The sequence below is a fragment of the Streptomyces sp. NBC_00341 genome (assembly GCF_041435055.1).
GTDB lineage: Bacteria > Actinomycetota > Actinomycetes > Streptomycetales > Streptomycetaceae > Streptomyces.
The window spans coordinates 7957807-7977311 of record NZ_CP108002.1 but is presented as its reverse complement, the minus strand read 5'-3'; the positions used below and the strand labels follow the sequence as shown (position 1 = coordinate 7977311).

Below are 19505 nucleotides of genomic sequence, written 5' to 3'. Positions count from 1 at the left end.
ACCTTGTGGCGGTCACCGGCCGCCGATCAGTCCGAGGAGCAGACATGGACAGCGAAACGGCGCGGATCCCCGACCGCAACTCCCGGCCGCCACAGGCCCAGGCCGCACTGGGGGTGGGCGTGATCGTGCAGGACACCCGGGGGCGCATCCTGCTCGGCCGGCACCACAGCGGCAGCTGGGAGCTGCCCGGCGGGAAGGTCGATCCGACGCACGAGTCCATCGCGGCGGCGGCGGTGCGGGAGCTGCGCGAGGAGACCGGGCTGGACGTCCCCGAGCACGGCATGGGCGTCTTCGCGATGCTGCACGACGTGGCCGGCGGCATCAACCGGGTGACGATGGCCGCCCTGGTCACGGTGGAGTCGGGCAGCCCGCAGGTGACCGAACCCCATCTCATCAGCGCCTGGCAGTGGACCCGGCCCGAGGCCCTGCCGACGCCGTTGTTCGACCCCTCGGCGCAGATCCTCGCGGCCTGGCGCCCCGATCTCGGCATCGAGCACCCGCCCGCCCACCGACTGGCCGTACTGCCCGAGGGCACACAGGTGAACACCTAAATCGTTTATTTATTTGCCTAGGGGTCGTAGGCAGAGTTAGCGTCGATGTCATGAAGGCCTTGACCGAGCAGGACATCCGCACATCGTTCGTCAACTGCTCCAAGGGGGAAGCCAAGCGTCTGCCGCTCCCCCGCGATCTCGACGAGCTGCGGTGGGACGATCTGGACTTCCTCGGCTGGCGCGACCTGTCCGCTCCCGGGCGCAGCTACATCGTCACCGAGCACGACGGCCGGACCGCGGGCATCACGCTCCGCTTCCCCTCCCAGCAGCGCGGCTTCCTGCACCGGAGCATGTGTTCGCTCTGTCTGACCACGCACCCCGGCAGCGGGGTCTCCCTGATGACCGCCCGCAAGACCGGGCAGTCAGGGCGCGAGGGCAATTCGGTCGGGCTCTACATGTGCACCGACCTGGCCTGTTCGCTCTACGTCCGGGGAAAGAAGGCCGTGCCCTCGGGCGCCCGGTTCAAGGAGTCGCTGACGGTGGAGGAGCAGATCGCCCGCACCTCGGCCAACCTCTCCGCGTTCGTGGCCAAGCTCTTCGGCTGAACCGGGACGCGGTGGACGGGCGGGCGGACGGCGGTGCCCGTCCCGGCTTCCGGATGCCGGGACGGACCGCGCCTCGCCCAGCCGGTCAGCGGATTTCGGTCTCCACCGGGGACGGGACCAGCCGGGTCCCGTCGGCCAGCCGGAACTCCAGCGTGACCCGGTGCGCGCCGGCCGCCGCGTCCGCGGTGGCGCTTACGGCGACCCGGGCGGTGGCGCCCCGGGTACCGCGCACCCTCAGCGTGCCGCTCGACGGCTCCAGGACGACGCCGTCGGGCGCGGTGGCCGTCCACTGGACGGTGTGGCCGGCGAAGTCGACGTCCTGCGCCTCCACGTCGAGCGGCACCGGGTCACCGCCCCGGGTCAGCACCAGGAATCCCGGATCGCCGAACCCGGCGGCGGCGCTCGCGTAGGTGTCGACGACGTCCTGGCGGATGCGGGCGTCGTCGTACGGCGACTGCCCGTCCGGACCGTTCCAGCGCCCCCACGCCTGCATGTTGGGCAGGCAGACGCCGTTGAACCGGTTGCGGTGCACGAGCGCCCGGTACTCCCGGCGGGCGGCGTCCAGTTCGGCGCTGCCGGCCGGTGCCAGCCCGATCCTCATGTCGGCCAGCGCGATGTCGAGGTTGCGGGTCAGCCGGTCGAGCAGGGTGCGCGGCGCGGGATCCTTCGTCCGGCCGGCCGCCTCCTGCAGTGCGGCCCGCGCCTGCCCGTAGTTCGCGGTGAGTACGCCGGGCCCGTGGGTGTCGGGGTCCAGGGCGGTCAGCTGGTAGTAACGGCCCATCGCTGCGGTCGCGGCCGCGCCGAACCGGGCCTCCAGGTAGCCGTCGAGGTAGCCGCCCGCGTCCAGTGAGCTGTCCCAGGCCAGCGCGGCGACCAGGCTCTGGACGTGCTCGTAGGTGATCCAGTCGGCCGGCTCGCTGTACATGCCGATGCCGTCGAGACCGAGCCCGGACTCGAAGACGGCGTCGCCCGCGATGGTGGTGAGCGGGTGCACCGGAAGGCTGCGCCAGCGGTATCGCCGGTAGTACTCGTACATGGCGAGCGGGCCCCGGTGGGTGGAGCGCCAGGCCCGCAGCGCGTTCGCCAGGCCGGTGTTGGCGCCCACCGCCGGGTCGCCCAGGTGACCGTCGTAGTTCCGGCCGTACGGGGCGAAGTCCACCACCACCTCGGGGTCGCAGGGGTACTGCGGGCCGGGCGGCTGGACGGTGGACGCGTACGCGATCCGTTCGACCCGGACACCGGGCAGTTCCTCGCGCAGGACCCGGGCGAGTTCGTTGACCACCACCGACTCCGCGTCGGACGCGGTGCCGTACCGGTCGAGGACGGGCTTCTGGAACGCGCCGACATCCGGTGGCCAGCAGTCGAAGAGCGTGATCTCGGGACGCTCCCGCAGGAAGGCGACGACCTTGGCCACGTACGCGTCCAGGGCCTCGGGGTTGTAGATGTCGAAGACCGGGCCGCCGGACTCGTAGAACTGCGGGTAGTCGGCCCTGGGCAGGAAGCTGTCGTAGCCGTGGCCGCCGGTCTCGATGCGGATGGAGCGCTTGGCGGCCTCGCGGACCAGGACATCGCGCACCCCGTCGTAGGTGGTGACGCCGAGGCCCAGGTAGTCGGTCGGGTAGACGAAGGTGTTCAGCCGGTTCTTGGCCATCCAGTCGAGCAGCGGGGGCAGGCTCGCGGCGGTGTGGCTGAACCCCTCCTCCGCGTACTGGCGCCGCAGTTCCGAGCCCGGCCGGTCTGTGAGGCGCACAGCCGGGACGTCGAGGCCGCGGGCGTTCGGTATCCGCTCGTGGTGGCCCTCGTACGCGGGGAAGCCCGGGGCGAAGAAGCGCACGCCGGTGCGTTCCAGGAGGGCGTACACGGCGTACAGCGGAGCCCGGTCGCCGTGCCCGGTCAGCAGGAGGAGGGTGTCGTCGCCGAGCAGGGTGAAGGAGTCCTCCGGTGCCCCGTCGAGCTCCCGTCCGGCGTCCGCCAGCCGGCCGGCGGCGATCGGACCCGCGCCGCCGGTCCCCGCGCGCAGGGCCACCAGGCCGGTGACGCCCTCGGGCGCGGAGGACCCGGGGTCCGGGGCGGCGCGCAGCGGCAGCCGCACCCCGGTCATCCTGCGGATGTAGTCGCGCAGTTCGGTGGCGGCGAACTCGGCGCTGCCCGCACCCCACCAGAGCACGGTGGCCCGTGCCCGGCCGCCGGAGACCACCCGGAGCGGCTCGCCGGACGCCGCGCCGCTCGCCCCGGTGTCCGCCGCGGCCCGGCCGGCGGTGGCTGCCGGCAGCAGGGCCGCACCGGCCAGGCCGGCCGCCCCCGCGAGGAATCCGCGCCGCCTCATGGCGCTGGACGTGGTGAGGCCGTCGGTGTGTGTGGAGCCGTTCATGAGCGGTCCGCCTTTCCGGCTTCGGCGTACAGGTCACCGAGGTAGTAGTCCTCGGCCTTGCCCGGCTCGGGCAGCTTCCCCATCCGGCCGAACACGGCGGCGAGTTCGTCGAACCAGCCGTCGACCGTGCCGTCCTCACTGAGCTTGGTCAGCTCGGCGGAGGGAAGGATCTTCACGTACTGGGTGGAGCCCTTGAGCTGCCCGGCCGGCAGCTTCAGGAAGTCGGCGGTGACGGTCTCGGACTCCTCGGGGTGCGCGGCGGTCCAGTCGCCGGCCTCCTTGAGCACCCCGGTCACCTTCTTCACGAGTTCCGGGTTCCCGGAGGCCAGCTTCGGCTGGGTCACGAAGACATTCGGGAAGGTCAGCTTCGGGTAGTAGTCCTGGGTGCGGCTGATCTCCTTGAGGCCGGGGACCTTCTTCTTCATCGTGTCGATCAGCGGGTACCAGGTGGCCGCCGCGTCGACCTGGCCGGAGGAGAACGCCGTGACGACGGTCGAGGCGTCCATGACGACCTTCTTGACGTCGTCCTGCTTCAGACCGGCCTCGCTCAGCGCCAGGTTGAGGATCATGTCGCCCGAGGTGCCCTCCGCGACGGCCACCTTCTTCCCCTTGAGGTCGGCGGGCCTCTCGATGCCGGAGCCGGGCCGGGCGATGACCCGGTCGGCCAGACCCAGCATGTTGACGGAGACGATGGACGCGCGGCCCGAGGCGGGCAGCCACAGTGCGCCGGGGCCGAGGTAGCCGAAGTCCAGGTCGCCGGAACCGAGTGCCTGGACCTGGAGCGGCCCGTTGGTGAATACCTTCAGCTCGGGGGTGATGCCCGCCTTCTTCCACAGCCCCCGTTTCTGGGCGACGGCGAGCGCGACGGAGCCGCTGTAATCGGCGATGTAGCCGAACCGCACCTTCTGCGGTCCGCCGTCGGCGGCGTCGGAGGAGGAGTCGCCCCCGCAGCCGGTGGCGACGGATACCAGCGCCAGGGCGAGGAACAGGCCGGCCGTACGGCGGCCGACGGCACGGATCGAATTCATGACGCGATTCCTTCGAGCGGGGCGGGCTGGTGGTGGACGGCGTGCCACACCTGGGCACGCAACTCGGCGAACTCGGGAGACAGCCGCTGTTCCTCGGTACGCGGATAGGGCAGCGTGACGGGGATGACGGTGTGGACGCGGCCGGGGCGGGCCGCCATGACGACGACGCGGTTGGCGAGGAAGACCGCCTCGTCCACGTCGTGGGTGATGAACATGACGGTGCGCCGGTCGCGGCCCCAGGTGTCCAGGAGCGACTCCTGCATCCGCACCCGGGTGAGGGAGTCGAGGGCGCCGAAGGGTTCGTCCATCAGGAGCACCTTCGGGTCGACCGCGTAGGCGCGGGCGATGGCGCAGCGCTGCTTCATGCCGCCGGAGAGGGTCTTGGGCAGTGAGTCCGCGAAGTCGGTGAGGCCGACGAGTTCGATGACCTCGCGGGCGCGGCGCCGGCGCTCCGCCTTCCTGACGCCCGCGACCCTGAGTCCGTACTCGACGTTGGCCGTGACGGTCATCCACGGGAAGAGCGCGTACTGCTGGAAGATGACGCCCCGCTCCGGGGCCGGGCCGCGGACCGGGACGCCGTCGACGGTGACCTCGCCGCCGGTCGCGTCGAGGAGTCCGGCGGCGATGTTCATCAGGGTGCTCTTGCCGCAGCCGGAGGGTCCGACGACGGTGACGAACTCGCCGTCCTCGATGTCGAGGCAGACCCGGTCCAGGGCCAGGAAGTCGCCGTCCTTGACCGCGAAGCCGCGGCTCACGTCACGGAAGTTGATGGTGGGCATGGTTTACCGCCGTTCCTGCCAGTGGGTGAGCCGGCGCTCGGCGAGGAGCAGCAGCCGGTCCATGGCGAGGCCGATCGCGCCGATCGCGATGAGCTGGACGAAGATGGTCGGCAGGTCGTAGTAGAGCTGGGCCTGCTGCATCCGGAAGCCCAGTCCGCCCTGGGCCGCGATGAGTTCGGCGGCGACGACGGTCGCCCAGGAGGCACCGAGCCCGATCCGCATGCCGACCAGGATGAACGGGGTGGAGGCGGGCACGACGACGCCGATGAAGACCTGCGGATCACGGGCGCCGAGCACCCGGGCGGCGTTGACGAGGGTGACGTCGACGGCGACGACGCCCTGGAAGGTGGAGACGACGGACGACAGGAACGAGGCCAGGAAGATCACGAAGATCTTCGGGGTCTCGTCGATGCCCATGAGGACGATGGCGAGCGGGATGATCGCGAGCGGCGGCACCATCCGGAAGAACTGCAGCCAGGGCTCGATCAGCCTGCGGACGACCGGGTACCAGCCCATCAGGAAGCCGACCGGGACCGCCAGGACGACGCCGAGCACGTAGCCGGTCAGGACCCGCTTGAGGCTGGCGCCCGCGTCGCTGAACAGGGTTCCGTCCGCGATGAGTTCACCCGCGCGGCGGGCCACCACGACCGGTCCGGGGAAGCCGTCGATGCCGCTGTTCGCGAGGATGCCCCAGGCGAGCAGGCCGAGCGCGGCGGAGGCGAGGGCCAGCAGCACGTCGGTGAGACGGCCGGTGCCGCGCGGCTTCTTCCCGGTGTCCCCCGTGCGCTCGGGGCTCTTCGTGCCTTCCGCTGCCGGGGCCGCGCGCTCGTCCCGGTGTTCCACGGGAGCTTCGGCCGGTGTCTTCATGCCACTTCCTCCGCGACGCCGTCGACGTCTGCGGCACGGTCGCCGCCGATGTCGGCCATGTAGCTCATCCAGGAGTACGCCGGGTCGCCGCGGCGCAGCAGTTCGCGGTAGAGCCGCACGGTGAGGTCGCGCCGGACGTCCGCGTAGGCGGGCGCGTCGTACACGTTGTGCAGTTCGTGCGGGTCGGCCTCCAGGTCGTAGAGCTCGTGCACGCTCTCCGGGTTGTGGACCAGCTTGTGGCGCCGGTCGCGGAGCATGCGCTGCGAGTACGGGAAGTGGTGGCCGTGGAATTCGGCGACGATCTCGTCGCGGGTGTCCCCCGCGTCGGCCCCGTGCAGCAGGGGCAGCAGGCTGGCGCCGTCGCACTGGTCCGGCACGGGCGCTCCGGCCAGTTCGAGAATGGTCGGGTTGAGGTCGATCAGACTGGCGAAGTCATCGCTGACCTGGGCCGGGGCGCCGGGGATCCGGGCGATGCCGGGAATCCTGTAGATGTCCTCGTACATGGCCGGGCCCTTGTCATTGAGCCGGTGGGCACCGGTGAACTCACCGTGGTCGGCGGTGAAGAAGACCGCCGTTTCGTCCCACAGGCCGTGTTCCTTGAGCGCCGCGATGAGCCTCCCGGCCTGGTGGTCGATCATCGTGACGTAGCCCCAGTAGACGGCGATCAGCTTGCGCCAGGCGGCGGCGTCGAATCCGTCCGAGGACCAGTACGCGCTGTACTGGCGCTGCACCTCGGGCTTCCCGGCGAAGGTCTCGGCCATCGAGGCGGGCAGCGGGACGTCGTCGGGGTCGTACAGGTCGTAGTAGCTGTCGGGGATCAGGTACGGAAGATGCGGGCCGTACCAGTGGCAGGACAGCATGAACGGCTTGCCGTCGGCCTTCCATTCGCCGGCGTAGCGGTCCAGCAGGCCGAGTGCGCGGTCGGTGAGGAAGGCCTCCATGGTGGCCTCCGCGGGCTGCTGGAGCCGGCCCGCGATGAGGTGCCCGCGCCCGGTTCCGTTGGCGGCGGTCCCGAAGACGGGTTCGCGTACCGCGAAGGGCGGGAAGCCGTTGTCCTCCAGCCACTTCTCGTACGAGGGGTGGTGTACGGGGTTGAGGGCGCCGGGCAGGTGTTCGCCGTCCAGGCCGTAGAACTCGGGGCCTCGCTCGCGGCCGATGTGCCATTTGCCTACATGGCCCACCGAGTAACCCCGTTCCGTCAACCGGCTCCAGAGCATGGGGTCTTCGTCGGAGAGTTCGTCCTTGCTCCCGCCGTTGCGCTCGGGGTTGTTCAGCATCCCGTGGCGGAAGGGGTGGAGGCCGGTGGCCAGCGAGGCGCGGGCCGGGGTGCAGATCGCGGTCGGGGTGTAGAAGCGGTCGAACCGGGTTCCCGCGGCCGCCAGGGCGTCGAGGGCCGGGGTGTCGACGAGTGGGTTGCCGTAACAGCCCAAAGTGTCGACCCGGTGTTGGTCGGTCATCAGGAACAGGACGTTGCGCGGAGCCACTCGGGCCGCCCTTTCGGTGGTCGCTCGGTGTGCTGCCGGGAACCCGGCCGATACCGGTCCGGCGGTGCTTCGGCAGGTGCCGGTGCAGTCGGCTGACCGGAACTGTAGGGACGCCGACTTTTTTACGTCAACCCTTGGGAATAAACATTGTGTGAATTCGTCCGGCGCGTTGACAGAAAGCCCTGCCCCGATCGACCATGCGTCCATGACGGAACGCACCGATGCCCTGCAGCGCCTGCGCAGGGCCAATGAAGCCGCCGTACTCGGTGAACTGCGCAGGTCGGGCGCGCTGAGCCGCGGTGAGCTGAAGGAGCGGGTCGGGCTCTCCCGTACCACCCTGTTCGCGATCGTGTCCGATCTGCTGGAACGCAAGGCCGTCGTCGAACAGCCGGCCCCCGACCCGGAGCAACCGCGCGGCCGAGGCCGTCCGGCTCTGGAGATCTCGCTCAACTCCCGCGGGGCGGAGCTGATCGGCATCGACCTCCAGCGCCACCGCATCCATGTCGTCGTGGCGAACTGCGCCCATGAGGTCGTCGGCCGGTACAGCGCCCCCGTCCCTGCGGACAGCGGCGCCGCGGAACGCGCCGCGCAGGCGATCAGAGGCGTCGAGGAGCTGGTGCGGCGGGAGAACATCAGCCTCGCCCCGGTCCAGGGCATCGGCCTCGGCCTCCCCGGCTTCGTACAGAACCCGGCCTCCGGCGACCCCCGCACGATGACACCGTTCGCCGGGCACGTCGCCGCCGAACTGGGCAGGCACTTCGACGCCCCCGTCCTCACGGACAACAACTCCCGGCTCGCCGCACTCGCAGAAGTGACCTGGGGCGCCGCCCGCGGCTTCGACAACGCCGTCTATCTGCGCTGGTCGGAAGGGGTCGGTGGCGGACTCGTCGTCAACGGCTCACTGGTGCACGGCGCCCATGGCGCGGCCGGCGAGATCGGCCACACCAGCTGCGACCCCGAGGGAAAGCCCTGCCACTGCGGTGGCCGCGGCTGCCTGGAGGGACTCATCTCCGTCCCCGCGCTGCTCGCCGCGTGCGCCGATCGCGGGGTCACCGCGCGGGACGCCGCCGAGCTCGTCGCGCTCGCCGCCGGGGGCCAGCCGGACGCCGCGGACGTCGTCCGGACCGCGGCCCTCGTGGCGGGCCGGGTACTGGCCGCCCTCGCCGCACAGGTGGACCCCGAGTGCATCGTCGTCTACGGCGAACCGGCGGCCCTGGACGGCCTCGTCCTCACCCCCATCCGGCAACAACTGGCCGCACTCTCACTGCCGTCCGCCCCCCGCACCATCGAGGTGCGCGGCTCCACCCTGGGCGGGGAGGCAGCCGCGCTCGGCGGGGTGGCCCTGCTGCTGCGCACCACCGGCCAGGACCTGGAGGAGCTCCTCGACCGGCCGGCGCCCGGCGCGCCCGGCACCGGGTCCGCGCGGTGAGCGCCTGCTGCGGTCCCGCCCGCGAGAGCACCCGGACGGCGCCCGCCGCTCCCCCGGCGGACTTCGCCGTCCCGGTGCGAGGCCGGGCCGACCTCCTGCGCGGCATGGTCGCCGTACCGGGCGGACCGTTCCTGATGGGCGGCGAGGACGAGGACGCGTTCCCGGACGACGGCGAGGGGCCCGTACGGGAGGTCACGACCGGGGCGTTCCATATCGACGCGGCCTGCGTCAGCAATGCCCGGTTCGCGGTCTTCGTCAAGGCCACCGGCTATCGCACCGAGGCCGAACTCATCGGCTGGTCCTACGTGTTCGGGTCCTTCATCCCACCGGAGGCGCGCCGTGCCGTACTGCCGGGCACCGTGCCCGGCGCCCCCTGGTGGCGGGCGGTGACCGGAGCCCACTGGCGGGCACCCGAGGGGCCGGGCACCTCGGTCGGCGACCGCCGGGACCACCCAGTGGTCCACATGTCGTGGAACGACGCGACGGCCTACGCCCGGTGGGCCGGCAAGCGGCTGCCCACCGAGGCCGAATGGGAGAAGGCCGCCCGGGGCGGCCTCGTCCGGGCCCGGTTCCCCTGGGGCGACGAACTGACCCCGAACGGCCGGCACCGCTGCAACATCTGGCAGGGCGACTTCCCGGTACGCAACACCCGCGAGGACGGCTACGCGGGCACGGCACCCGTCAAGGCCTACGCCCCCAACGGCTTCGGCCTGTACAACGCCTCGGGCAACGTCTGGGAGTGGTGCGCCGACCGGTTCAGCACCGACTGGCACACCGCCGAGCACCCCGCGACCCGGACCGACCCCACCGGCCCGCCGCACGGCGAGAACCGGGTGCTGCGCGGCGGCTCGCACCTGTGCCACCGCTCCTACTGCAACCGCTACCGCGTCGCCGCCCGCACCTCCAACACCCCCGACAGCACGACCGGCCACGGCGGCTTCCGCTGCGCGCTCACGGTCTGACCGTCGCCTTCACCCCTCCCGTCGCGCTCCGCGCACACCCGGCTATCCTGGCCGCCTCACCGGACACGGGGTGCCCCGCACAGGGGCTGAGAACACACCCGTCGAACCTGAACCAGTTAGCACTGGCGGAGGGATGTCTTCATGTCATTGCCGTATGCCCAGGACGAGCGCGCGGCCACGGACGCGCGGCCCGCGTTCGACGGACGGATGCCCACCGCCCCGGGCGATCTGCGCGTCGAGGCGCACGGGATAGCCCCCGTCCCCGAGGACCGCCGCTACGGCGGGCCCGGCCGGCTGTTCACCGTCTGGTTCGCCCCCAACCTGACCATGACCGGGGTCTTCACCGGCACCGTCGGCATCGCCCTGGGCCTGGACTTCGCCACGGCGCTCACCGCCGTCGTGCTCGGCACCCTCGTGGGCGCCGTGCCCACCGCGTATCTGGGCACCTGGGGCAGCCAGACAGGCGCCGGACAACTCCCGCTCGCCCGGCTGGCGTTCGGCCGGGGTGTGGTGCTGCCGGGCACGCTCCAGTGGCTGTCCTCCATCGCCTGGGACGCGCTGATCGGGCTGTTCGGCGGGGAGGCGCTGGCCCAGCTGTGCGGCTGGCCCTTCTGGCTCGGAGTGCTGGCCATGATGGCGGCCCAGGGCGCGCTCGGCGTCCTCGGGTACGAGGTGATCCACCGGCTCCAGACCGTGATGACCTTCGTCCTCGCCGCCGCCTTCGCGGTGCTCGCCACGAAGCTCCTGGACGGGGTCCACCCCGCCGCGACCGGCACCGCACACGGCGCGGACCGGGCGGGCGCGTTCGTCCTGACGTGCACGATCGCCCTCAGCCTGGCGCTGTCCTGGGCGCCGTACGCCAGCGACTTCAGCCGCTACCTGCCGCGCACCACGTCACGGCCCCGGATGTTCTGGTGCACTCTGCTCGGCATCAGCGTCTCGTTCGTGGCGGTCCAGACGCTCGGCCTGTGGGGCGCGTCCGTCTTCACCGACCAGACCGCGCACGGCATCGACACCCTGCTGGGCGGGGGCGCGCTCGGGGCGTTCGGGCTGCTCGCCGTGGCACTCGCCGCGCTGTGCAGCAACGCCATGAACGACTACAGCGGCTCGCTGGCGCTGCAGACCATGGGCGTTCGCCTGCCGCGCCCCGTCGCCGCCGCGCTCGCCGCCGCCCTCGGCTTCCCCCTCGTCCTGTGGATGCACGCGGCCGACACCACCGCCCGCTTCCAGAACGTGCTGCTGCTCGTCGGCTACTGGATCCCCGGGTTCGTCGCGATCGTGGCCGTCGACTGGATCGTCCGGGCGAGGGCGCGCGGCGGCTCCCCCGTCGACCTGGCCGCCGAGAGCTCCCGCCCCCAGCCGTGGTGGCCCGCGCTCACCGCGTTCGCCGCCGCCTTCGCCGCGGCGGTGCCGTTCATGAGCACCGGCCTGTACGTGGGCCCGGTGGCGCGGGCGCTGCACGGGGCGGACCTCGCCTACGGGGTGGCGTTCCTCGCGGCCCTCGCCGTGTACGCCCCGCTGCGACTGCGCCGCCGCTGACGGTCCCGGCGGGCGCGGCGGACGGTGGGGCGCCGGGGCGTCACGCCTTCGCGGTCTCCGTCTCGCCGTGGATGTAACGGCCGCCGCGGAGCAGCGAGACGACCGCGGCCACCAGGCACGCAGCGATGGCGAAGTCGAAGGCCACGGAGAGGCCCTGCTCGAACGGTCCGGAGATCAGCGTCGGGAAGAAGGCCCGCCCGGTGAGGTAGTCGGCGTGGCTGGTGGGCAGCTGCGCCAGGGTCTCCGGGCCGAGCAGGCTGCGTACCGGGTTGTACCCCAGGAGCGCCGCGAACAGCACGCCGACCGGTGGCAGGGCCGCGACGCGTGCCGCGTCGGCGGGCGGCACGCCCTGCTCGGTGAGTCCGTGGGCCAGCGTGTCGGGCAGCGAGCTCGCCAGCCCGGCGATCATCAGCGAGAAGAAGATGCCGATCGACAGCACCGTGGCCGAGTTCTGGAAGGTGGTACTGATCCCCGCGCCCACCCCCCGCTGGTCCGGCGGCAGACTGTTCATGATCGCCGCCCGGTTGGGCGAGGCGAAGAGCCCCATGGCCAGCCCGTTGACGAGCAGGATCAGGGCGAAGAGCCAGTAGTCGAAATCGACCGGCAGTTCTTTGAGCGCCACGAAGGTGGCGGCGGCCAGGAGCATGCCGCCGGTGGTGAAGAGCCGGGCACCGTAGCGGTCGGAGGCCCACCCGGAGAACGGGCCGGCGATCAGGAAACCGATCGTCAGCGGCAGCATGTAGATACCGGCCCACAGCGGGGTCTGCTCGAAGCCGTAGCCGTGCCGGGGCAGCCAGATCCCCTGGAGCCAGATGATCAGGATGAACATCAGGCCGCCGCGCCCCAGGGACGCCAGGAGACTCGCCACGTTCCCCGCCGTGAAGGCCCGGATGCGGAACAGCGCCAGATGGAACATCGGCTGGGCGACCCGGGTCTCGATCAGGCAGAAGAGCCCCAGCACGGCCAGCCCGCCGACGATCGCGGTGATCACCCACGGGTTGGTCCACCCCATCGTGTTGCCGCCGTAGGGCTGGATGCCGTACGTGATGCCGGACAGTACGGCGATCAGACCGGCCGCGAAGGTCAGGTTGCCCCACCGGTCGATCCGGGCCGGGGTGCGGACGCCGGTGTCGTGCAGCTTCAGATAGGCCCAGACCGTGCCGAACAGTCCGATCGGCACGGAGACCAGGAACACCAGGTGCCAGTCGAAGGGACCGAGCAGCCCGCCGAGCACGAGTCCCATGAAAGAGCCCGCGATCGCCGCGACCTGGTTGAGCCCCAGGGCGAGACCGCGCTGCCGGGGCGGGAAGGCGTCGGTGAGGATGGCGTTCGAGTTCGCCATCAGCATCGCTCCGCCGACGCCCTGGAGCACCCGCATCCCGATCAGCCACAGGGCGCCGGCGGTGCCGTGCATCCAGGTCACGGAGAGCAGTACGGAGAAGAGCGTGAAGACCGCGAACCCCAGGTTGTACATCCGGACCCGGCCGTACATGTCACCCAGCCGGCCGAAGCTCACCACCAGCACCGCGGTGACGACCATGTAACTCATGATCAGCCAGAGCAGCAGGCTCGTGTTGCCCGGCTGCAGGGGGTCCACTCCGATGCCGCGGAAGATGTCCGGCAGCGCGATGAGGATGATCGACAGGTTGATCGTCGCGATCAGCACACCCAGCGTGGTGTTCGACAGGGCGATCCACTTGTAGCCCGGACCCAGGGGATCCTCGGCGCCGCCGAGGCGTACGGCTGTGCTCTGCATCGGACCATCCCGCCCGTCGGAGGTACCTCGGCCGCGTACGGGAGCCAAGCTATTCCCGGGCCCCGGGCACGGCCAGTCCTGATACTCCGGTGCGGCGGCCGTTCGTCCACCCGGGACACCGGGTGCACCGGGTACTTCACCGCCCACCCGGCGGGTGACTAAGGCCGGGCGGGTGACTAAGGTACGAGCGGCTCGGAAGGCGTGTACACCGCGGCCGGGGCACCGAGACCGGGGGGTTGCGGAGATGGCGGAGAGTACGGGCACGGTGCGTGGCGACGTGGCCGGCGGGCGGACGGCTCCGCCGGACCGGAGGGTGTTCGCCGTCGCGGGGCTGGTGTTCGCCCTGCTGATGGCGCTGGCTCCGCGCTACGGCTTCCACATCGACGAGTTGTACTTCCTCGACTGCGCCCGGCACCTCCAGGCCGGCTATGTGGACCAGCCGGTGCTGGCGCCGCTGCTGGCCCGGGTCTCCCTGTCGTTGTTCGGGGTCTCGGAGGCGGGCCTGCGGCTGTGGCCCGCGCTGGCTGCGGCGGGCACGGTCGTCGTGGGCGGCCTGACGGCGCGGGAGTTCGGCGGCGCGCGCCGGACCCAGCTGCTCGCGGCGGTCGCGACCGCCACCATGCCCGTGCTGCTGGGCGGCGCGCACATCGCCAACACCACGTCGTACGAAGTACTGGCCTGGGCGGCGACCGCGCTCGTGGTCGTCCGGATCGGCCGCACCGGGGACACCCGGTGGTGGCTCGCCGTGGGAGCGCTGATCGGCATCGGCTCGGAGTTCAACCACCTCGCCGCCATCTTCGGCATCGTCCTGCTGGCCACCGTGCTCCTCGGCCCGGCCCGCCGGACCGTGGCCGACCGCCGACTGCTCGCGGGCGCCGCGATCGCCGTACTGCTCGTGCTGCCCGACCTGTGGTGGCAGGCGAGACACGGCTGGCCGATGTTCGCGATGACGCGGGCACTGAACGGGGAGAACGGGGGCCCGGGGAACATCCCCACCTGGATCGTGGGCCAGTTCGGGATGTCCTGCCTGGCGCTGGCGGTGCTGTGGATGGCGGGCCTGCGGTTCCTGTGGCGCTCCGGCCGCCCGCTGTGGCAGTGTCTAGTGGCCTCGTACGCCGTGCTGTTCGTGCTGTTCGCCGTGACGACCGGAGCCCAGGTGTACTACCTGGGCGGGCTGTATGTCTGCCTGTTGGCGGCCGGCGCCGTCGGGCTCGACGGCCGGCTGCACTCCCGGCCGGGCCGGCTCCGTGACCTGATGATCGCGACCGCCGCCTCCGCCGGGCTGTTCGCGGTGATGGTCCTGCCGGTGCTGCCGCCCTCAGAGGTGGCCTGGACGTACGGCATCAGCTCGAACTCGGGCGAGACCCTGGGCTGGCCCCAACTCGTCGGCACCGTACGGCAGGTGTGGACCGGGCTGCCGGCCGAACAGCGCGCGAACGCGGTGTTGTTCGCGGCGGACTACGGCGAGGCCGGCGCCGTCAACGAACTCGGTCGCGGCACCGGACTGCCCACCGCCGTGAGTGCCCACAACACCGACTGGTGGTGGGGTCCGGGCAACCCGGACGCCACCACCGTGGTGGCCATCGCCCCCGGCCCCGAGCACGACCCCGGCTACGCGGCCCAGCTGCGCAGCCACTTCCGGCACGTCCGGGTGGCCGCCACCCTCTCCAACCCGTACGGCGTGCACAACGTCGAACAGGGCGGCCACGTCTACGTCTGCACGGGCCCCCGCCGCCCCTGGGGAGAGATGTGGCCGGAACTGCGCAACTACGCGTAGCCGGGGACAACAGAAATGATCAAGGGCGGTCCGGCGGGAGGATCCCAAAGGCCACGGCCTCGTCCGTCAGAGACAGCTCCTGTGCAACCCCCGGATTGCTTCGAGGTCACAACCCGTCGGTGTACAGCAGCCGGTTGGGGGTCCCGCTGGTGACCGAGAGGATGTCCTTCGTGGATTCGTCGTCGAGCCAGCCGGCCACCGTTGCGGCGTCCGCCTGCGGGTGTGCCGCCTTGTACAGCAGGGCAACGCCAGCGACGTGCGGACTGGCCATCGAGGTGCCGCTCTTGGAGACGCTGCCGCCACCGAGCTTGGCCGAGGCGATGTCCTGCCCCGGGGCGAACAGTGACACACAGGGGCCGTAGTTGCTGAAGCCCGTCTGGCGGTCGGTTCTGTCGCTGGCCCCGACGGCCAGTACCTCATGTGCGCTCGCGGGTGAGGCGGTGCAGGCGTCCTTCGCGTCGTTGCCCGCTGAGACCACCGGAAGGACGCCGCTCTCGGCCAGGGCGTCGGCTGCGAGGTTCAGCGTCGAGGAGTAGGAGTCGCCGAGTGAGGCGTTGAGCACCGCGGGCTGCACGGCGTTCCTCGCGACCCAGTCCAGGCCAGCGATGGTCCCGGCGATGCTGCCTTCGCCCGAGCAGTCCACTACCCGCACGCTCACCAGCTTCGCCGAGCGTGCGATCCCGAAGGTCTCGCCGCCGACCGTGCCCGCCACATGTGTGCCGTGACCGTTGCAGTCCTGGCCGTTGCGACCGTCTCCGACCGCGTCGAAGCCCGCGACCGCGCGCCCGCCGAACTCGCTGTGGCCGAAGTCGATGCCGGAGTCGAGAATGTAGCCCGTCGTGTTCGTCCCGGTGCCGACGGCGTTGAACTGCCCGTCGAGCGGCAGGTTCCGCTGGTCGATCCGATCCAGCCCCCATGACGCGGCCGCGGCACGGGACTGCCGCTCGCCGCGCGTGCCGTCGGACACGGCGATGACGGAGTTCTCTTCGACCGCCGTGACGCCGGGCGTCGCGCGTACCGCGTCGAGCTGCGCACCGGTCAGCGCGGCGGAGAAGCCTTGCAGCACCGTGTCATAGGTGAACATCGTCTTGATGCCGAGGCTTGCGACCGTCCCCGGCACGTTCGCAGCCCTGTCGAGCCGGACGATGTACTGGCCCGGCACAGCCCGGCCGGAATGGTAGAGGGGGGCGGCCGTCACCGGGGCAGCCTCGGCCGCCGGCACGGGGGCTCCCAGCGGCGCGATCAACAGAGCGGCGGCGGTCACGCCGCCCCAGAGCATGCGCATATCCAACACTCCATCGCTGAGGCTGTGAGGGCCTGCGACCCCGTGTGGTGGCGGCGGCAGGGCATGACCCTCGTACAGTCCGACGTCACCGTGCCCCGTTGCCCCCGACACGCCGCCTCCGTCGGCCTCGTCAGCCGATCAGACCCGCCCTGCGCCCAGGCCGCTCCTTGCGCGGCCAACCCGGCCCGTAGCGCACGCCCGCACGCGCCGACCGGTTCTCCCGCCCGCGACCCGCGCACCTTGCCGGCCCCGCACGTCCTCACCCGCTGACACCGGTCAAGGAATGCCGGTCTCCAACCGGTCCCCGAAAATGATCAAGGGCCGGTTTCGGATTGCTCCGAAACCGGCCCTGACCTGCGACTGTCTCCAGTCGGGACGACAGGATTTGAACCTGCGACCCCTTGACCCCCAGTCAAGTGCGCTACCAAGCTGCGCCACGTCCCGCTACGGTTCCTCCCGGTGTTCCGGGTGGCCGCGCAGGACAAACATTACCTCACTCGGTGGACCGCATTGACGCCCGTGCCTGCTGGGCGCGGGCCGCCAGGGATTCCGCGCCGCAGGCCGTCGCCAGCTTGTACGCCCGCGCGAGCTGCCCCGGGGAGCGGGTCGCGATGCCGTGCTCGACGAGGGCGAGCGCGAACTCGTAGCCGGACGGGGACGCCTCCAGGTGGCGGACCGCCTGGGCCAGCAGCTGTTCGGCCTCCTCCGGAGGGGCGAAGAGCGCGACGCAGCGCAGTGCCTCGCCGATCGCGGTCTCCGTCCCGAAGCGCTCGGCGTGCACCCGGGCGGAGTTGGCGATCCGGGCGGCGCGGCCCGGGTCCTCCTCCGCCAGCGCGCGTGCCAGGTCGCCGGCCCAGGGTCCCCAGATGCCGTTGAACCTGCCGCGCGGTTCGAGGGCCTGGCCGGCCGCCTCCAGCTCGGTGACCGCTTCTTTCGTACGCCCCTCGGCCAGCAGCAGGCGGCCCCGGACGCATGGGCCGTCGGGCAGCACCATGGCGCTGGGGTAGGGCGTACCGAAGTCGTACCGGTCCGCGATCTTGCGGGCCTCGGTGACGCGGCCGCGGGCCAGCAGCGTGTCGATGAGCAGGCAGGCGGCGTCCCAGTGGACGGGCAGTCCGCTGCCGACCCGGTCGGCCAGCCGCAGGCCCTCGCGCAGGAAGCCCTCGGCCTCCGCGAGACGCCCTCGGCGGCGGTTGACCAGGCCGAGGAGCGTATGGGCGAAGGCCAGGTGGGCGCCGCTCCAGCCGGAGATCTCGAAGGCGCGCACCGCTTCGCCGAAGAGCTCCTCCGCGCGGTCGAGCCGGTCGGTGAAGGCGTAGGTGATGCCGAGCAGGGTGGGGAGTTCGAAGCCCCATTCCGTATCGGTCCAGCCGAGGCCACGGGCCGGATGGCCGTTGACCAGGGCGCGTTCGCAGAGGTCGACGATCAGCTGGGAGTTCTCGCCGCGCAGCATGGCGTCGAAGGCCCGCAGGGTGAGCAGGGCCCGCTCCGCGTTGTCCCGGCCGGTGAGGTGGTCGGCGTTGGCGGCGAGCCGGCGGGAGCGGCCCGGACCGTCGTCCTCGGCCGCCTGCATGCCCTCCCAGAGGAAGTGCGCCGCCTGGAGGCGCATCAGGCCGGGGCCGGGCGCGGTCCGCTCGGCCTCGGCCGCGAGGGCGAGCGCGGCCTCCTTCAGCTGGTTGTTGTGGGACAGCGCGGCGGCGAGCCGGAACGTGGCGTCGACCCGCAGGTTGTCGGCGAGTCCCGGAAGGTCGAGCGCGGCACGCAGATGCCGCACCGTGGTGGGCGGCGAGCTGAGCAGCGTGGCACAGCCCAGCTCGTAGAGCAGGGTGGCGTGCACGTCCTGGCGGGGTGGTTCCTGGAGGGCCCGTTCCAGACAGCGGCGGGCCGCCTCCGGGGCGCCGACCGCGAGGTGCTGTGCCGCGGCTGCCCGGAGCTGCTCGACGAGCTCGTGGTCGTCGTCCGGATGGACTTCGAGCAGATGCCGGGAGGCCGCGGCGGGGCCGAGACCGGCCCGGGTGATGGCCCAGGCCGCCCGGCCGTGCATGGCGGTGCGGGTGGCCGGCGGAATCGAGCGGTACACGGCGGTGGCGATCAGCGGGTGGACGAACTCCAGCGGGTCGAAGCCGCTGACAATACGGGCCTCGCGCAGCCGGGCCGTGCAGTCCGCCGCCTCCGCGGGGCTCATTCCGGCCAGCGTCGCGGCGAGGTCCTGGGAGATGTCGGTGCCGAGCACCGCCGCGGCCCAGGCGAACCGGTTGGCGTTGGTGCCGAGCCGTTCGAGCCGGGCGACCAGTCCGCTGCCGCGGGCCGACGCACCGAGTTCGCGCAGCAGCCCGGCGGACTCCTCCAGCGGGGCCAGCTCGCGGTCCTGGACCTTGGCGACCAGTTCGACCGCCTCGTACGGGTTGCCGCCGGTGACGGCCCAGACCTCGCGGCAGAACGGGTCGTCGGCGTGTTCGCCGAGGCCCGCGCGGACCAGTTCCGCGGTGGCCTCCGGGGTGAGGGCCCGCAGGGCGACCCGGACCTGCGCCGGATGCCCGCCCGCCGCGGTGCGCGCCGGCTCCCGGGCGGCGAGCTCCTCTGGGCGGTGCGCCTGGACGACCAGGACGCGCAGTTCACCGAGCCGGGCGGTGAACGAGGCGAGCCAGGCGAGGGATTCGCCGTCGGCCCAGTGCGCGTCGTCGATGAGGAGCAGCAGCGGGCGGTGGCTCAGCCGGGAGGCGAGCCGCGAGACGACCCAGTCGAGGCCGTCGCGCACGCCCTGCGGATCGGGCTGCGGGCCGGTCGGCTCGACGAGGCCGAGGGCGGGCGCGGCGATCTCGTACCAGGACCCGAACAGGGCGCGTACGTCGTCGGCGGGGAGCTGTTCCAGTGCGGGCTGGAGCAGTTGGCGTACGACGTGGAACGGCACGGAGGTGACGGTCTCGCCGCCGCGTGCGGACCAGACGGTGCACCGGTCGGCCGCCATGGCCTGGATCTCGGCCAGCAGCGCTGTCTTGCCGATGCCGGCCTCACCGCTGAAGATCAGCAGCCCGCCGGACGCCTGCGCGCCGCAGAGCGCGTCGACGGCTTGTGCGGCAGCGGCGATCTCCGGTTCGCGCTCGTACAGCGGCCGGGACGGTTGCATGCCTA

The 19505-nt window shown here is 71.9% G+C and carries 14 protein-coding genes, 1 tRNA gene and 1 riboswitch; of the genes, 6 read left to right on the top strand and 9 right to left on the bottom strand.

Translation table 11 applies throughout. The features are described 5' to 3' along the window. The first annotated feature begins 44 nt into the window (after nucleotides 1-44). Both OG892_RS35645 and OG892_RS35640 read left to right on the top strand, forming a co-directional pair. A complete protein-coding gene (locus OG892_RS35645; RefSeq protein ID WP_073734521.1) occupies nucleotides 45-551 on the top strand; it encodes an NUDIX hydrolase in 507 nt (168 codons plus the stop codon). Nucleotides 552-601: 50 nt separating this feature from the next. Then, nucleotides 602-1096: an FBP domain-containing protein gene (locus OG892_RS35640; RefSeq protein ID WP_073734520.1), complete on the top strand. Its 495-nt coding sequence runs from the start codon at nucleotides 602-604 to the stop codon at nucleotides 1094-1096. 85 nt (nucleotides 1097-1181) lie between these two features. Here OG892_RS35640 and OG892_RS35635 read toward each other — a convergent pair whose 3' ends face one another. From OG892_RS35635 to OG892_RS35615, 5 genes are read right to left on the bottom strand one after another with little or no spacing between them, the layout of a single operon-like run. After that, complete coding sequence (locus OG892_RS35635) at nucleotides 1182-3467, bottom strand: DUF4838 domain-containing protein (RefSeq protein ID WP_371631241.1); 2286 nt, start codon at nucleotides 3465-3467, stop codon at nucleotides 1182-1184. Next, a complete protein-coding gene (locus OG892_RS35630; RefSeq protein WP_371631240.1) occupies nucleotides 3464-4495 on the bottom strand; it encodes an aliphatic sulfonate ABC transporter substrate-binding protein in 1032 nt (343 codons plus the stop codon). The genes OG892_RS35635 and OG892_RS35630 overlap by 4 nt, the downstream gene beginning before the upstream one ends. Beyond that, entirely contained in the window at nucleotides 4492-5274 is a 783-nt protein-coding gene (locus OG892_RS35625; protein WP_073734519.1) for an ABC transporter ATP-binding protein, read from the bottom strand. Before OG892_RS35625 ends, OG892_RS35630 begins: the two co-directional genes overlap by 4 nt. Before the next feature lie 3 nt (nucleotides 5275-5277). After that, a complete protein-coding gene (locus OG892_RS35620) occupies nucleotides 5278-6141 on the bottom strand; it encodes an ABC transporter permease (RefSeq protein ID WP_073734518.1) in 864 nt (287 codons plus the stop codon). After that, nucleotides 6138-7625 carry a sulfatase-like hydrolase/transferase gene (locus OG892_RS35615; protein WP_371631239.1) on the bottom strand — a complete coding sequence of 496 codons (1488 nt, stop codon included), beginning with the start codon at nucleotides 7623-7625 and terminating at the stop codon, nucleotides 6138-6140. Before OG892_RS35615 ends, OG892_RS35620 begins: the two co-directional genes overlap by 4 nt. A 205-nt stretch (nucleotides 7626-7830) precedes the next feature. Here OG892_RS35615 and OG892_RS35610 point away from each other — a divergent pair, with 205 nt between their 5' ends. The 3 genes from OG892_RS35610 (at nucleotide 7831) to OG892_RS35600 (ending at nucleotide 11555) form a co-directional block, all read left to right on the top strand. Further along, nucleotides 7831-9054 (top strand): ROK family transcriptional regulator, encoded by a 1224-nt coding sequence (locus OG892_RS35610; RefSeq protein ID WP_327340149.1) that lies wholly within the window; start codon nucleotides 7831-7833, stop codon nucleotides 9052-9054. Further along, nucleotides 9051-10016: a formylglycine-generating enzyme family protein gene (locus tag OG892_RS35605; RefSeq protein WP_328864543.1), complete on the top strand. Its 966-nt coding sequence runs from the start codon at nucleotides 9051-9053 to the stop codon at nucleotides 10014-10016. The genes OG892_RS35610 and OG892_RS35605 overlap by 4 nt, the downstream gene beginning before the upstream one ends. A gap of 56 nt (nucleotides 10017-10072) precedes the next feature. Then, a riboswitch (TPP riboswitch) is annotated at nucleotides 10073-10167 on the top strand. Then, on the top strand, nucleotides 10158-11555 hold the full coding sequence (locus OG892_RS35600; protein ID WP_371631238.1) for a cytosine permease: 1398 nt from the start codon (nucleotides 10158-10160) through the stop codon (nucleotides 11553-11555). It overlaps the preceding riboswitch by 10 nt. A gap of 40 nt (nucleotides 11556-11595) precedes the next feature. Here the strand turns inward: OG892_RS35600 and OG892_RS35595 are convergent, their stop codons facing one another. Further along, nucleotides 11596-13311: an MFS transporter gene (locus OG892_RS35595; RefSeq protein ID WP_073734513.1), complete on the bottom strand. Its 1716-nt coding sequence runs from the start codon at nucleotides 13309-13311 to the stop codon at nucleotides 11596-11598. A gap of 244 nt (nucleotides 13312-13555) precedes the next feature. Here OG892_RS35595 and OG892_RS35590 point away from each other — a divergent pair, with 244 nt between their 5' ends. Beyond that, entirely contained in the window at nucleotides 13556-15088 is a 1533-nt protein-coding gene (locus OG892_RS35590; protein ID WP_371631237.1) for an ArnT family glycosyltransferase, read from the top strand. Between the two features lie 106 nt (nucleotides 15089-15194). On the opposite strand, the gene OG892_RS35585 is transcribed toward OG892_RS35590, so the two are convergent. The 3 genes from OG892_RS35585 to OG892_RS35575 all read right to left on the bottom strand — a co-directional run bounded on the left by OG892_RS35585 (nucleotide 15195) and on the right by OG892_RS35575 (nucleotide 19500). Then, nucleotides 15195-16373 carry a S8 family serine peptidase gene (locus OG892_RS35585; protein ID WP_371631236.1) on the bottom strand — a complete coding sequence of 393 codons (1179 nt, stop codon included), beginning with the start codon at nucleotides 16371-16373 and terminating at the stop codon, nucleotides 15195-15197. Nucleotides 16374-16743: 370 nt separating this feature from the next. Beyond that, nucleotides 16744-16817: transfer RNA gene (locus OG892_RS35580), tRNA-Pro, on the bottom strand. A 49-nt stretch (nucleotides 16818-16866) separates the two neighbouring features. Continuing rightward, nucleotides 16867-19500, bottom strand: coding sequence for an AAA family ATPase (locus OG892_RS35575; RefSeq protein ID WP_073734507.1), 2634 nt, complete (start codon nucleotides 19498-19500; stop codon nucleotides 16867-16869). Nucleotides 19501-19505 lie beyond the last annotated feature (5 nt).